The sequence below is a fragment of the Bradyrhizobium sp. genome (genome assembly GCF_035701725.1).
Taxonomy (GTDB): domain Bacteria; phylum Pseudomonadota; class Alphaproteobacteria; order Rhizobiales; family Xanthobacteraceae; genus Bradyrhizobium.
In genome coordinates, this window is the sequence record NZ_DASSRP010000116.1 from 1 (window position 1) to 14998 (window position 14998).

Here is a 14998-nt window from a genome sequence, read left to right on the forward strand (position 1 = left end):
GTCCTGGTGTTCGTTCATTTCCCGCTGCCGTGGGACAGCGACGATCCGCTGGTGTTGCCGCCGATCTATCTGTTCGGCGTCTGGCTCTCGATCGTTGTGGCGATTGGCGTCACCAGCCTCTACGCCTTCCAGGTCGCCGAAGAAGCGCGCAAGCTGTCGGATGCGCTGGCGGCAACAGAACTGGTGCTGGCGCGCGAGCAGCATTTGACCCAGCTCGACGGTCTGGCGGCGGCTGCCGCGCACGAGCTGGGCACGCCGCTATCGACGATCTTTCTGATCTCGCGCGAGCTGGAGCAGGGTCTCGAGGATAAATCGCCGCTCGCCGGCGATATCAGGACCTTGCGCGAGCAGGCGCAGCGCTGTCGCGACATCCTCGCCAAGATCACGCAGTTGTCTTCGACAGGCGCGCCGTTCGATCAGATGCCGCTGTCCGCCCTGATCGAGGAGACGGTGGCGCCGCACCGCGGCTTCGAGGTTGCGATCAAGGTGCGCATTGCGGTTGCCGGTACGCCCGAGCCTGTCGGGATGCGAAATCCGGCCGTCATCTATGGCGTCGGCAATATCCTGGAAAACGCCGTCGATTTCGCCCGCTCGACGGTGGAGGTCAATGCGTGGTGGAATGCGGAGACCGTCGAGATCGTCATTTCCGACGACGGCCCGGGTATCGCGCCCGATCTGCTGAAGCGGATCGGCGAGCCCTATTTGTCGCGGCGGCGCGGTGGCGAGGAAAGCGAAGGCGCGCGTGGCGGTCTTGGGCTTGGGATATTCATCGCCCGCACCCTGCTCGAGCGTACCGGCGCCACGGTTTCGTTTACCAACCGCGTCTTTCCCGAACACGGTGCGGTGGTGCAGATCGTGTGGCCGCGAAGCCGGTTTGAGGTCAAGGAACCCTCGGCGGAGTTAACCTGAGTGGATGAAATCGACTTTCGATGGTCTTGGCGGGCCTCTTTGGGCACCATATCTTGAGGGTCTCGATCCCATGAGGATGCGCTATCTTGAACGCGATTGCTGAACTGGCCGCACACCCCGATCGTTCACTTCTGATCGTGGAGGACGACAAGCCGTTTTTGGAGCGGCTCGCCCGCGCCATGGAAACCAGGGGATTTGCCGTCACCTCCTGCGACAGCGTCGCGGAAGGCCTGACGCAGATCGCCAAGGCCGCCCCGGCTTTTGCGGTGGTGGATCTGCGGCTCGGCGACGGTAACGGGATCGATCTGGTGTCGGCGCTGAAGCGCAAGCGTCCCGATGCGCGCGCCATCATTCTGACCGGCTACGGCAATATCGCGACCGCCGTCACCGCGGTAAAGCTCGGGGCGGTCGATTATCTTTCCAAGCCGGCCGATGCGGATGACGTGGTGTCTGCGCTGCTGGCGCTTGGCAACCAGAAGTCCGAACCGCCGAGCAACCCGATGTCGGCCGATCGCGTGCGCTGGGAACACATCCAACGGATCTACGAGATGTGCAATCGGAACGTCTCGGAAACCGCCCGGCGGCTGAACATGCATCGCCGCACCTTGCAGCGGATTTTGGCCAAGCGCGCCCCGCGCTAGATTTCTTCACCCAGGATATGGCCCTGCGGATCGACCAGGCGGTTCATCCGCTGCGCCGCCGTGACGGCAAACCGCACCGTCATCGATTTGCGCGTCGGGGCCGGCAAGCGGTGCTCGGGCGCCGTGCGCTCAAGATGCGCGCCATAGGCGTCCGCAATGATCAGCCCGGTTTCATCCGGGAATATCTCGCGCGGCAAATTCTGCATGAAGGCAAAGAACAGCCGATCGCAGTGGCTGCGATACTCCGGCCATTTCTGGTCGGCGCGCAAATCCTCCACTGAGGATTTGATCTCGACGATCCAGATCTCGCCGCGCTCGTTGATGGCGACGAGGTCGGCGCGGCGGCCCGACGGCAGCGGCATCTCGGCGATACAGGCAAAACCCAGTGAATGCAGAAGCCGCGCGGTGCCGCGCGCGATCGCAAGCGCCGTCTGCGACTGGCGGCCGTCGGGGGCGGGCACAACATTGAGCTTGGCAAGCGATTCCATGACCTCAAGCATAAGGCCTGAACCATTGGGTGGAAACGGGCTTCTGCAGTCGCGATGGGCTTGCCGCGACCCGGTCACATTGTTCCGCCAGCGCGCGGACCAGCTTAACTTTCCCTTGGCGGCCCGCAAAAAATCGGCAATGTGCTGCCCATGACAGAGACACAGCCATCCGAAAACAAGCCGAAGGCCGGCGCGATGATCGTGCCGGTGACGCCGTTCGAACAGAACTGCACTCTGCTTTGGTGCACGGCGACCCAAAAAGCCGTGGTGATCGATCCGGGCGGCGACGTCGACAGAATCCAGGCCGCTATTGCCGAGGCCAAAGTTGCGGTCGAGAAGATCTGGATCACGCACGGCCACATCGATCACGTCGGCGGCGCCGCCGACTTGCGCGACGCCCTCAAGGTCCAAATCGAGGGCCCGCATCTCGCCGACAAATTCCTCCTCGACAATGTGGTGACGAGCGGGCAGCGCTTCGGCATGTCGGGCATGCGCGACTTCGCGCCGGATCGCTGGCTCGACGAAGGCGAGCAAGTTTCGGTCGGTGAGCTGACCTTCGACATCTTGCATTGTCCCGGCCATTCCCCGGGCAGCGTCGTGTTCTTCAACAAAGAGCTGCGGTTCGCCCATGTCGGCGACGTGTTGTTCAACGGCTCGGTCGGTCGCACCGATTTGCCCGGCGGCGATCACGCCACGCTGATCCGCTCGATCAAGCAAAAGCTGTTGCCGCTCGGCGACGATGTCGGCTTCATCTGCGGCCACGGGGCCGGCTCGAGAATCGGCCATGAACGCATGACCAATCCGTTCCTCACCGGCGCGATGTGATCCTCCAAGTCGAGAAGCGGCGAAAGCCGCAAGCTCTCGTGGCTATTTCATCAGGCCGGCAGCGGTCAGCGCGCGGGTGATGACCGCGCTGACATCCAGGGCGCGCCGCCGCTTGGGGGCGGACTTTGCTGACGCGCCGGGTTTCGGTTTTGGCGGGCTGTTCGGAGCCGGCTTCGCAGCGATCAGCGGCTGCAGCACCTTGGTCAGATCGGGGACGGAGGCCTGGAGCGGAGACGCCAGCGGAATCAATTTGGCGCTCGGCGAATCCTGGCGGGCACGAGACGGCGACTTGGCGGGCTTGGCGACGCCGCCAGTCAGGCCGAAGAAATTTGCGATATGGTACGAAGACGAAATGCCGGCCTCGATCAGGAACGCGCCTTCTTTTCCGTAGCGTTCATCATTTTCGGCTTTGCCAAGCGGGGTGCCGTGGGCCATGTCGGTGATGGTGTAGGATTCCACCACCGTCTCGCCGTCCGAATTCCACCAGACCTGATGCGGATGGCCGTCGACGATGTTCTCGGCCATCGGATGCGGCGGCAGCCGGTGCACGTCGAGCCATTGCTTGACGATCTCATCGGCATTGGCGGGATTGACGGTACGATCCGCAGTGCCGTGCCACACCGAAACGCGCGGCCACGGCGCGCGATGCTTGCAGGCATTGCGCACCAGATTGCCGAGTTCATGCGAGGAGCGGGCCGGCGAGCGCAACATGCCGCTCAAGGCTTCCCGCACGTTACTCGCGACGCCATAAGGCAGCCCTGCGATAATCGCGCCGGCGGCGAACACTTCCGGATAGGTGGCAAGCATGACCGATGTCATGGCGCCGCCCGCGGACAGTCCGGTGATGAAGACGCGGTGCTTGTCGATCCGATGCTGGCTCACCATGCGCGCGATCATCTGTCGGATCGAGCAGGCTTCGCCGTGGCCGCGCTTGGTGTCTTCCGGATTGAACCAGTTGAAGCAGCCGTGCGCATTGTTGCTCGCTTGCTGCTCGGGCATCAGCAACACGAAGCCGTAATGTTTGGCGAGCGTCGACCAGCCGGTGCCGATGTCATAGCCGGCTGCAGTTTGTCCACAGCCGTGCAGCACGACCACCAGCGCCGGAGACGGGGGCAGGTCCGGCGGCACATAGGAGTACATGCGCAAGTCGCCCGGGTTGGTACCGAACTGCCGCGTTTCAACCATCGGGCTGCGGATTCCACCGGGCAACATATGGTCGAGCCCGTTCCAGCCATGCAGTCCCGGCAGCCGCGGCAGATGACGCAGAAATTCGATGTTCTTGGCTAGCGACACGGCTGCTCCTTAAGCCCGAAGAATCGGGACAATCCTCAAACCAGATAATTGTTGCAGTGCGAAATAAAAAGGCCGTGTGCTATCAGTCCTCAGAAATTTTAGTTTGCGTGCCCCCCGCGCAACGTCATTAACGCGCACGTGACAGAAATGCGGCGCGTCTTGCGAAATTCTTGAGCAATGACGTAGGTCGCTTTCGCAGCGCCGACGATTCAACCGCGGCCCATCGTATGCAGCGGCTTGAAACATCCGAGAATCAGACGCTTGGCATCAAAGGGAATCTCACCCGAAACTTCCAGCGCGTTGTCCTGGTGCATCCTGGCTTCGGCAGACTCAAGGCTCGCTTTGTCGGGCCATATCTGCCAGGTGAAGACGATCTTTTCCCCATCCTTCGCGTCAACGGCGCGACGAAAGTCGGTATATTTGCCGCTCGGGATGTAATCCTCGCAAGCTTCGACGATCTCGACACAACCGTATTTCCTGAAGATGGCTGCGCCTCGTTCGGCCCATGCGCGATAGGCCTCCATCTTTTCCTCCGGCACGGGAATCACGAATCCTGCGATATACATCGTTCGGCTCCTCGTGGCGTTCTGCCGGGTTCGAACTTCGAAACGCGGCTCCCATAAAAATGCGACGAACTTGGCACCCGGGATGCTAGATCGCCTTCAATTTGCGATAGGCGAACCACACCATTTTCAACAGCAGCCAGCCATCGCGAAAACGTGAAATCTGCGTCTCGCCAAAGGTGCGCGCCTTGTAGTGGATCGGCGTCTCGATGATTTTCAGATTTTGTTTCGCCGCGCCGAAGATCAGATCGAAATCGCCGAATGGATCGAAGTTGCCGAAATAGCTGCGCTCGCGCGCCAGCACTTCATAATCCTTGCGCAGCAGCACCTTGGTGCCGCACAGCGTATCGGTGAGGCGCGTATTGACGAGATAGCTGAACAGATAGGCGAAGAAACGATTGGCGATGAAGTTGAGCGGACGCATCGCCTCGTTTTCCATCGGGTAGACGAGGCGGGTGCCGTTGACGAATTCGGCCTTGCCGGTCTCGATGATCGCATGAAATTTCGGCAGCGCCTCAGGCGGCATGGTCAGATCGGCGTCGAGGATCATCAAGACATCGCCGGTGGCGGCGGCAAAACCCTTGCGCACCGCGTCGCCCTTGCCTTTGCCGTCCTGCTTGATGACCTTGATGTTCCATGAATCCTTGTAGGCATCGCGCACGCGCTCGCATTCGGCGAAGGTGTCGTCGCTGGAGTTGCCTTCGACGAACAGGATTTCCTGCGCGGCGCCAAAGCGCGGCATGCGCTTAATCGCGCTTTCGATATTGCCGCTTTCATTGCGGCAGGGAATGAGAATGCTGGCCGAGAACTTTCGTTCCGGGAACACGCGGACGGGACGGCCGACCAGATAGGTCCGCAGGCACAGTCTGCGGATACCCGGCAGCGGCGCGATGAAGCGGTTGATGAATGGGCCGAGACCGAGCCAGTGGCGCGGCAGGAGCTGGCGCTGCTCCTGGCCGATGACTTCGAAATCGGCAAGGTCCATCAGGTTGAGAAAATCAGCGGTCGCGATGTAGTTGATGGTCGGCTGCCTGGCGCGCAGCCGCAGCGCCTCGGCCACTTTGAGAATCGGTTCCCACAAATGCGAGTAATAGGAGATGATGATCCGCGTCGACGGTGCACACAGATGATGCACCAGCCGCAGCGTCGCATCGATGTCCTCGAACATGCCGATGGTGTCGGCAATCACGATATAATCGAACGGTCCCTCGATCGAACCGAGCGTGTCCGGATCCTCGACATCGCCAAGCACGAAAAAGAGATCGGGATGCAGCTCGTTGGCCTTCGCGATGGTCTTGGCCCCGAAGTCGATGCCGACGCCGTAAGAGGGCTGCAGCGCCGCCAGCAAGTCGCCGCGGCCGCATCCCAGTTCCAGCACCCGCTTGCCCGGCGGAATCAGGAAGCGCATGAACTTGAAGTCGTCTTCGTGGTAGGCGGCGTTGAATTTGCGCCACCGCTCCAGCTCGTCGACATTGCTCTCGAAATGATCGACGAGGTCGCGTTTGCGCTGCGTTGGCAGCTCAAGGGAGCGAGCGGCGTCGGACGGCCTCAAATACATCTTGACCTCCGCGGGGGAGACGAAGGTCGTCTTAGCCGATGGGTCAAATGGTGTAAATTCGTCAGCCGCGGGCGCCGCCCGGTTTCTCGAGGCGGGCGATCAGCCGCCGGCCTGATCGAACGCCTTGCGCAAGGCGGCATAGCCCTGCTGCTGCGCCGTCCAGTTGCGGCCGCCGGTAATCGCGCCGTCGATCACGAGGTCGTGCCCGTTGATGAAGCTTGATTCATCGCTGGCGAGAAACACGGCCGCATGCGCGATGTCCTCCGGCAGGCCGGCGCGCGGGATCGGTTGCGCGCTCTTGTATACCTCCCGCATGATCTCGGGTGTTTTCTCCGCCGCCTCGACCGAGAGACCGAGCGCCTTGCCGAAGATGCCGGTTGCGATCGCGCCGGGCGAAATGCTGTTGACGCGGATGCCGGCTTCGCCAAGCTCCATGGCGACGCATTTGGTGAGATGGATGACGGCCGCCTTGGCGGCGCTGTAGACCACCGAGGACGAGAAGCCGGCCAGTCGTCCGGCGATGCTGCCATTGTTGATGATGCTGCCGGAGCCCTGACGGCGCATATGCGGCGCTGCATGCTTCATGCCGAGCATCACGCTGCGTACGAGCGTGGCCATCGCCAGATCGAACCGATCGGCATCAAGCCCTTCGATTCCGCCGGTCTGGGCGGGGCCGCCGGCATTATTGAAGAGGCAATCGATACGGCCGAATCTGTCGACCGCCTCGCCGATCAGCTTGCGGATGTCGTCTTCGACCGTGACGTCGGCGCGGCGGAACAGGCACGCCGCGCCGAGCCTGTTGGCCAAGGCTTCGCCTTCCGCCACGCGCCGGCCGGCGACGACGATCTTGGCGCCCTCGGCCACGAATATTTCAGCGGTGCGCAGTCCGATGCCGCTCGTTGCACCGGTGATTACCGCGACTTTGCCATCCAGTCGTCTCATCCTGGTCGTCCTCCTTTTTGACACGGTCGCGTAAAAATATCGGCGGCCGGCCTCGTGGTCCGGTTCTAACATTTTTAGGCTTCGAGTGGGGGGTTTTGGATTTGACGTCCGCCTCACGCATCCCGGGCGAGGGGAGCGAATGTCAAATCCGCTCGAAGCGCCACCGCGCAATTCGGGTGCTGGCGCCAATCGCGCGGAATTCGATGATCCCGACATTCGAAAGACGCTCGCTCAAGCAGCCGGCAAGGGGCGCGGATCACCGTCCGGCGGATTTCGCCGCGTGGAATGCCCCGCGCCATTCCGGTGTTGAAGGTGGGGGCTCGCCGATGAGGGGTGCGGCCGGGCGGATTTCGGCTATGGTGAGCGAGCCTTCGGATCTGGAATGCCCCCCAATGCGGCCTGTGACAGGATTGATCGATGAATTTCGACAGGGTTGGCACGGAATCTCGCGGCCTTCGCTGCGGTTCAGCATCGGCTTTTCGATTGGCTGCCTGACACTGTCGACGGCCGCGCGATGGCTGCTCGCGATGATTCGGCCGGACGTCTATTTCACGCCGTATTTCCCGGCCGTGTTCTTCGCGACCGCTCTCTGCGGTTATCGTACCGGGGTCGCCACCGCCGTGCTTGGCGGCGGGCTCGGCGTCGCGCTGAATTTTGGCGATGCACCGGGCAATTTCTTTCCGCGCGCGGTCTTGCTTGTCATCTACACCATCGTCAGCGGACTGACGGTCTGGGGCGTCGAGCACTATCGTTCGGTGGCCTCAGGGCAGCGCGAAATTTCCAAGCGGCTCATCCGCGAGGAGGAATATCGCAAGCTCGTCGTCGACGAGCTCCAGCACCGGCTTAAAAACAAGCTGTCGACGGTGCACGCCGTCTTGCACCAGGTGTTGCAGAACCACCCGCAGGTCTGGACCAGTGTCGATCACCGCCTGCGGGCGCTGGCTGCGACCGACGAGCTCATCACCAAGGTCGACGGCGACGGTTGCGACATCAAGGACCTGCTGCTTTCCGAACTTGGCCCTTATGGCCATGTCCGCTTCAATCTGAACGGCGAGCGGCTGTTTCTGCCGGCGAAGCTCGCGGTCAGTCTTGCGTTGGTCTTTCACGAGCTTGCGACCAACGCCGCGAAATACGGCGCTTTTTCCTCCGAACGTGGCATGTTGCAGGTGTCGTGGTCGACGAGCGACGACCGCCTGAATATCGCCTGGGATGAAACCGAAGGGCCTGCGATCTCGACGGTCGGCAAGCCAGGATTTGGAACCAAATTGCTGGAATCGGCGCTCGGGGCGTTCGACGGCAAGACCGAGATCAGCTTTTTGAAGAGCGGGGTCCATTGCACCATGCAATGCCGCATTCCCAAGGCGTGACCGCGCCCTCGCCGCCTGATCCGTTGACGTTCTGTTAATGACAATCGCGGCAGCTTGCGATCGAGGCGTTTGAGCGTCGGTCCGTGATGGCGCACTTAACCAAAACTACAAGAGACTTTGCGAGTCTCCGCCGGCCATGAACAGTCCGCGCGAGATGCCGTCTCCCCAGCACGATCAAGCTGAATTCGCTCCCGATCGCGATTCCGGCCTGTTGCGGGATATTCTCCGCCTGCTTCCGGCCGGCGTCACGGTTCAGGACGAAGACGGCCGCTTTGTTTTGATCAACGACGCCGCCGTTTCGCAGCTCGGGCTCGCCGCAGGATCATGCAACGAGATCGCCGAAAAGCATCTGGACGAGCGGCGGGCGATCGGGCTGGAGCTGCTCCGCGCCGGGCGCACGAGCGTTGCCGAACTGGCCGGCGCCGGCAACGGATCGCAGGTTCTCCTCGCGGCACACCGCCCGGTGTCCATTGCGGGCCGCAATCTGTTGTTGTCGTGTTCGAGCGATATCAGCGAGCAAAAAGCGGTCGAGGACCACCTGTTCCGCGCCGCTTATTTTGACGAGCTGACGGGCCTGCCGATGCGGCGGGTGATCGAACATCGCGTGCAAAGCCTGATCAAGAGCTATGAGCCTGGCAATGCCTTTGCAGTCGCTTTTCTCGATATCGATAATTTCAAACACATCAACGACTATTACGGCCATGCGGTCGGAGACTCGCTTTTGATCGAAGTCGCCAGGCGGCTCGGGCTCAATTTGCGCGAAACCGACATGTTGTCGCGAATCAGCGGTGATGAATTTCTGCTGCTGCTCGCGCCGATCGACAACGAACAGGAAGTGGCCGAGTATATCGAGGCGACCTTGCAGCGGCTGAAAGCGCCGTTCTTTATCGATGAATCCGAGATCTTTGCCTCGATATCGATCGGTGTCAGCCTGTTTCCCGATCACGGCCGCAGCTACGATGCGCTGCTGCAGAACGCCGATATCGCGATGTATCGGATCAAGAACGAGGGCAAGGGCGCGGCCGCTTTCTTCAACAGCAGCATGGAGCGCGAGGCGCTCGCGCGTATGAAGGTCGAGCAATCGCTGCGGCATGCCATCCTGGAGAAGCGGTTCTGCTGCGCATTCCAACCCAAAGTCGACATCCGGACCAAGGTCGTGGAAGGCGTCGAGGCGCTGGTGCGCCTGCGTGACGACGACGGCGTGATTCAGGCTCCCGGGACCTTCATCGATCTCGCCGCCGAACTCGGCTTGATCGACGAGCTGACGCATCTGGTGCTGGCGGAGATCGTCAAATCGATCGATCTCATCAACGAGACCTTCGGCCCGACGGCGACAATCAGCATCAACGTCGCGGCCAAGCAAGCCGACAGTCCCGCGTTCATGCGCTCGTTTGCCGACGCACTGAAAGCCACCGGCTTTCCCAGGCGCTTCATGATCGAAGTCACGGAAGACGCTTTCGTCACCAAGACGCGGTTTCAGAGCGAGGTGGTGCCGATGCTGCGCGAACTCGGGGTCGGCATCTCGATCGATGATTTCGGCACCGGCTATTCGTCATTGTCGGCGCTGGCCGACATCACGGCCGACGAAATCAAGATCGACCGTTCCTTCATCAAGGACATTCATCTTCGTCCGCGCAGCCAGGGGATTCTGCGCGCGATCGAATCGCTCGCCGAGGCGCTCGGCATCACCATGATTGCGGAGGGCATCGAAACCTTCGAGGAGCTGGCCTACCTGCAGGCCGCCAGCCGCATTCGTTATGCCCAGGGCTTTTACTTCGCGCGTCCGATCTTTCTGGAAGAGCTCAAGCTCGTCGTCCCGGCGTCCAGCGAAACGCGCGTCAGCGAATCGAGCCGGCCGGTGCAGGAAAATCGCCGCAGCAACGATGCACGCCCGGCGCGCTACCGCCGCTAAGGGCACGGTTTCCGACATTTCCGTCCGGCTGAGAGGGGCTGCTCGTCAAGGCAGTCGCGAATCCCGCGTGGCTACCGAAATTGTGACGATCGAATGATGGCGCGCCGGGCTTTCATAAGGCAGGGGCTTCTTAGGTCATTCCGGGATCGCGGCTTCCTTGCTATCCTCGCGCGGCAACCGACCGAGGAAGAATCTTCATGCAACCCGTTTCGATATTTCTGAACATCCTGTGGCTGCTGCTCGGCGGCGTGTGGATGTCGGCAGGCTGGGTTGTCGCCGCGATCATCATGGCGATCACCATTATCGGTCTACCGTGGGCGCGGGCCGCGTTCAACATCGCGGTCTATACGTTGTTGCCGTTCGGTCAGCGGGCGGTGCGCCGCGATCTGCTGACCGGGCAGTCCGATCTCGGTACCGGCCTGCTGGGATTCATCGGCAACTTGATCTGGCTCCTGCTCGCCGGTTGGTGGCTCGCGCTCGGTCACCTCGTGACGGCGATCATTCTCGCCGTGACGATCATCGGCATTCCCTTCGCCTGGGCGCATCTGAAACTCGCCGGCATTGCGCTCTGGCCGATCGGGCGTGCAATCGTTCCGGCCTAGTGTCCGCTTCCGAAGTTTTTGAAACGCCACGCTCGATCGGACCGTCATCCCGTCACGTCCTTGCCGGTGCGGGCGCGGATCGCTTCCTCTACGCTGTGAAATTGACGATCGGGGCCGAGCAGATCCGTAATGCCGAACCGCACCAGCGCTTCCTGCGCGCGTGTGGACTCAAGACGCGCGATGGTGAAATCGATTCCGGCGGCTTGGCACTGCCGGATGACCTCGGCCAGCACCTGGGATGCGGTGAAATCGATCTCGACGATGCCGGTCGCCTCCAGCACCAAGAGACGGATTTTTTGCGACGCCGAGGTCAGGCGGGCGAGGATATCGCGCCGGAATTCATAGGCATTGAGGAACGATAACGGCGCCTGGAAGCCGACGACGATCACGCCTGCTTCCTGCTCACCCGGGAGCTTGGAACCGACCGGCCACCAGATCGAGGTGCCGGGCACGCGCTCGAACGGCTGCACGCGGGCGCGCGTCGTGCTCCAGATGCCATGCAGCAGCGACAGTCCGATACCCAGGCCGACGCCCTGTTCGATCGGCAGCACGATGATCGCCGCCGCTGTCGCCAGGATCAGCAGAAATTCGCCGAGCGATTGCCGGGCGACGGTCATGATTTGGCGGAAGCGGATGATGCGCAGCGCGACGAACAACAGAACGCCGCCAAGCGCGGCGTTGGGGATTCGGTGCAGCAATGCGGTGCCAAAGGCGAGCAGCAGAATGACGATTGCGACTGCGGCAAGTCCCGCGATCTGCGAGCGGCCGCCGGTTTCCGATACCACGGCCGTGCGCGGCGGGCTCGCATTGACCGGAAAGGCGCCGATCAGCCCGGCAAAGACGCTGCCGACGCCGACGCCGATGAAGTCGCGATTGACGTCGGGCGGCTCGTTGGGATCGGTGGGAAACGAGCGCGTCGTTGCCGCAGTCTGCACCATCACGACCACCGAAATGATGAGGCTGAGCGACAACAGGCTGGTCAGGCGGCCAGCGGATATCACTGGAATTTCGAGCGCGGGCCTCTCAACCGAAATGCTGCCGAGAACACTGACCCCGCGCGCCTCGAGACGCAACAGCACCACCGCGGCAGCGGCCAGCGCCAGGCCGATCAAGGCACCGGGAATCCGCGCATCGATCTGCTCGGACAGCGCGATGATCGCGAGCACGCCAAGACCGATGACGAGCGTAAAGCCGTTGGCCTCGCCGAGATGTGCGAGCAGGATCGCCAGCCGCTCAAGCATGGGACCTTCGGCCGCCGGCAGTCCGAGGATCGCCGGCAGCTGCGAGATCAGGATGTGCGCCGAAATGCCGGCGAGAAAACCGATGGTGACCGGGATCGACAGCAGATCGGCGATCCAGCCCAGACGGAAAATGCCCGATGCCACCAGCATCAGTCCGGTCATCAGCGCGAGCGCGGCTGCCAGCGTGGCGTAATCCGGTGAGCCCGCCGCAGCCAGTGCGGCAAGTCCGCCGGCAAAGATCGGCGTGATGGTCGAATCCGCGCCCGACGACAGGAAGCGGTTGCCGCCGAACACCGCAAAGGCGATCGAACCGGCGACGAAGGCGAAAAAACCGATCTGCGGCGCAAAGCCGCCAAGACGCGCGGTCGCCATCTGCTCCGGCACGACGATTGCGGCGAGAGTCAAGCCGGAGAACAAATCCCCCCTGAGATAGGACAGGCGATAGTTGGACAGCGAACGAAAGATCGGCCAGCCCGCGGCGCCGCTGGAAGCCTCGGATTGATCTCCCATGATGCGCAAGTTCCCCCTCGCAAGACCGGTGAAGAGCGCGGCCCGAACACGGCAGAACGGCTGCCGGGCGCCGTCGTTACGTCTGTTTCGGGGCTACTGGACGATGTTCACCCGACAAAATCAAGATTGCCATCGCTGGCTGGCGGGGGGCGTCTCTGCGAGACCAAGGCAACGCGGCCCGCGGGCGGGCATTGCCGATACCGGGCCAATCGGCTAAATGAACCGCAACGCACCCGTAGCTCAGCTGGATAGAGCGTTGCCCTCCGAAGGCAAAGGTCACACGTTCGAATCGTGTCGGGTGCGCCACTTCGGCAAAATCGTCGATTTCCCGAGCCGAGAATTGACGCTCCCAAATCCTTGGTTGCGTCGGCACCGACGCGAGGGGCGTCTTACGACGTACCAGCTCCGCGCTGGTCCCGATTGGCTTGCAGATAATGCATGCGCTTGGCCTGAAGCATCTTCATGTCGGCGCGTTTGGCCGTCTGTTCCAGCCGCTCGCCCGGCCGGCTGGTTGCGATCCCGGTCGAGATGCCAAGCGGGATGTCCGGATAGTACTGGTTGTTAAGCTCGAGGAGCTCGGCAAGTGTGCCGAGAACGGCTTCCCCGACAACGCTGTCGGTACCGGGCAGCAACACCGCGAACTCGTCACCGCCGATACGTGCGACCGAAGCCGGTTTCTCCACTAGCGAGCCGAACACTTCGCCCGCCCGGCGCAACAGCGCGTCGCCGGCGACGTGGCCGAATTCGTCGTTGGCCGCCTTCAGACCGTTGATGTCGGCGATGACGATGGTGACCGGCTGCGGCCCCTTGCGTTCGAGCCGATTGAGTTCGTCGATATAGAACGAACGATTTAACGTGCGCGTCAGCACGTCGTGGGAGCCGAGATATTCGAGGTAGGCCTCCGCTTTCTTGCGCGCGGTGATGTCGGTCAGCGCAACCTGCACCAGCGCCCAGTCCCGCTCATGGCCGGGCAGCACAGAGAATTGCAGCAGAAGATGCAGCTTGGTGCCGTCGAGCGCATAGTTCACCACCTCGCGCTGCTGGAACAGCTTGCCGTCCCAGAGATCGATGAGCTGTTCGCGGAAATGCGGCTCCATCTCGTCGCGAAACACCGCGGGGAGTTTGCGCAGCAGGGTCTCCTTGTCCGGCGCGCCGAATAGTTCGAGCGTTCGACTGTTGACGTCGAGCACGCGGATCTCATTCATGCAGCGCGAGACGAACTCCTCATGCACATCGGTGAAGACGCGGAAATCCTCAACCCCGCGCGCGCGCACGTCATCGATCAAGCGCTTCAGGGCGCTGAAGTCCTCCACCCAGAGCGAAACCGGCGAATGGGCAAACAGGCCGGATGCGTAGTTTTCGCTCTCGACGAGGCGGCGGCGGGCCTTTTCCCGGTCAGTGACGTCCTCGATCGCCACCATGACGCGGTCCCAGCTTTGCTCATGGCCCGGAAGAATGGTGCCATGAAGCTGAATGTCGAGACGTTCACCGGCCAGCGTGTAGTTCACCGTGTGGCTGGAGAAGCTGGTCTGGCCGTCCCAGAGCTGGGCGAGTTCCTGGACATGGCTCTTGAACGTGTCGTCGCGCAGCACCTGGTCGAGATTGGCCATCAGATGGTCAAGGTCACGGGCGCCGAACAACGAAAGGGTCTTGCGGTTGACCTTCAGCACGCGGATGCGCTGTGAACACTGTCGCACGCGTTCCGGACTGGTGGCGAGGAATGACCTGACATCGGTCACGCCCACGGCACGCCACTGCTCGAACAAGGTTCGAACCGCGCTGTAGTCCTCGATCCAGAGCGAGACCGGCGCGATGTCGAACATTTTCGCGTCGTCACTTGGATCAATGAATGGAGCTAACATGCAAGCCTTTGATGGAACGAGAGCTTGGATCTTCTTACCGCATCAGGCGCGATTCGTTAAGGTGCCGCCGTTTGATGCAGGCCGTGGCTCCACGCTGTTTGGCCTGCAAGGCAGGCGGCCTAAACAACGGCTATTTTCTCGACCTCCTATTTCCTCAAGCCTGAGGTCTCGAGCAGCTTGACCAGCCACCAGCGCCAGCGCGGCGCCTGATAGAAGAGCCCGAGCCCTGGCGAGGGGTATCCATCGACCGTCTCGGAGAGTTGCCCGTTCGCCATCGAGAGCTCG

13 protein-coding genes and 1 tRNA gene are annotated in these 14998 nt (G+C 62.1%); 7 read left to right on the forward strand and 7 right to left on the reverse strand.

What is annotated here, in order from left to right:
* On the forward strand, positions 1-909 hold a 909-nt coding region (locus tag VFL62_RS06365), incomplete at its 5' end, for an ActS/PrrB/RegB family redox-sensitive histidine kinase (protein ID WP_325171520.1).
* An 86-nt stretch (positions 910-995) separates the two neighbouring features.
* Entirely contained in the window at positions 996-1550 is a 555-nt protein-coding gene (locus VFL62_RS06370) for an ActR/PrrA/RegA family redox response regulator transcription factor (RefSeq protein WP_325171521.1), read from the forward strand.
* On the opposite strand, the gene VFL62_RS06375 is transcribed toward VFL62_RS06370, so the two are convergent.
* The gene (locus VFL62_RS06375) at positions 1547-2038 is read right to left on the reverse strand and encodes an MmcB family DNA repair protein (protein WP_325171530.1); all 492 of its coding nucleotides are present in this window, start codon (positions 2036-2038) and stop codon (positions 1547-1549) included. The genes VFL62_RS06370 and VFL62_RS06375 overlap by 4 nt on opposite strands.
* 150 nt (positions 2039-2188) lie before the next feature.
* On the opposite strand from VFL62_RS06375, the gene VFL62_RS06380 reads away from it, so the two are divergent.
* Positions 2189-2863: an MBL fold metallo-hydrolase gene (locus VFL62_RS06380; protein WP_325171522.1), complete on the forward strand. Its 675-nt coding sequence runs from the start codon at positions 2189-2191 to the stop codon at positions 2861-2863.
* Between the two features lie 42 nt (positions 2864-2905).
* Here VFL62_RS06380 and VFL62_RS06385 read toward each other — a convergent pair whose 3' ends face one another.
* The 4 genes from VFL62_RS06385 to VFL62_RS06400 form a co-directional block, all read right to left on the reverse strand.
* On the reverse strand, positions 2906-4156 hold the full coding sequence (locus VFL62_RS06385) for a PHB depolymerase family esterase (protein ID WP_325171523.1): 1251 nt from the start codon (positions 4154-4156) through the stop codon (positions 2906-2908).
* Positions 4157-4365: 209 nt separating this feature from the next.
* Positions 4366-4722 (reverse strand): DUF1428 domain-containing protein, encoded by a 357-nt coding sequence (locus tag VFL62_RS06390; protein WP_325171524.1) that lies wholly within the window; start codon positions 4720-4722, stop codon positions 4366-4368.
* A gap of 85 nt (positions 4723-4807) precedes the next feature.
* Complete coding sequence (locus VFL62_RS06395) at positions 4808-6277, reverse strand: bifunctional class I SAM-dependent methyltransferase/glycosyltransferase family 2 protein (protein ID WP_325171525.1); 1470 nt, start codon at positions 6275-6277, stop codon at positions 4808-4810.
* Positions 6278-6376: 99 nt separating this feature from the next.
* A complete protein-coding gene (locus tag VFL62_RS06400; RefSeq protein ID WP_325171526.1) occupies positions 6377-7219 on the reverse strand; it encodes a glucose 1-dehydrogenase in 843 nt (280 codons plus the stop codon).
* A gap of 401 nt (positions 7220-7620) precedes the next feature.
* Here VFL62_RS06400 and VFL62_RS06405 point away from each other — a divergent pair, with 401 nt between their 5' ends.
* The 3 genes from VFL62_RS06405 to VFL62_RS06415 all read left to right on the forward strand — a co-directional run bounded on the left by VFL62_RS06405 (position 7621) and on the right by VFL62_RS06415 (position 11100).
* Complete coding sequence (locus VFL62_RS06405) at positions 7621-8586, forward strand: sensor histidine kinase (RefSeq protein WP_325171531.1); 966 nt, start codon at positions 7621-7623, stop codon at positions 8584-8586.
* Between the two features lie 154 nt (positions 8587-8740).
* A complete protein-coding gene (locus VFL62_RS06410) occupies positions 8741-10498 on the forward strand; it encodes a putative bifunctional diguanylate cyclase/phosphodiesterase (RefSeq protein WP_325171532.1) in 1758 nt (585 codons plus the stop codon).
* A 197-nt stretch (positions 10499-10695) separates the two neighbouring features.
* Entirely contained in the window at positions 10696-11100 is a 405-nt protein-coding gene (locus VFL62_RS06415; protein ID WP_325171527.1) for a YccF domain-containing protein, read from the forward strand.
* A 44-nt stretch (positions 11101-11144) separates the two neighbouring features.
* Here the strand turns inward: VFL62_RS06415 and VFL62_RS06420 are convergent, their stop codons facing one another.
* Positions 11145-12851 (reverse strand): SulP family inorganic anion transporter, encoded by a 1707-nt coding sequence (locus VFL62_RS06420; protein WP_325171528.1) that lies wholly within the window; start codon positions 12849-12851, stop codon positions 11145-11147.
* Between the two features lie 229 nt (positions 12852-13080).
* On the opposite strand from VFL62_RS06420, the gene VFL62_RS06425 reads away from it, so the two are divergent.
* Positions 13081-13157 (forward strand) — tRNA-Arg (locus VFL62_RS06425).
* Between the two features lie 83 nt (positions 13158-13240).
* On the opposite strand, the gene VFL62_RS06430 is transcribed toward VFL62_RS06425, so the two are convergent.
* Positions 13241-14674, reverse strand: a complete 1434-nt coding sequence (locus VFL62_RS06430; protein ID WP_325171529.1) for a sensor domain-containing diguanylate cyclase — start codon at positions 14672-14674, stop codon at positions 13241-13243.
* Between the last annotated feature and the right edge of the window lie 324 nt (positions 14675-14998).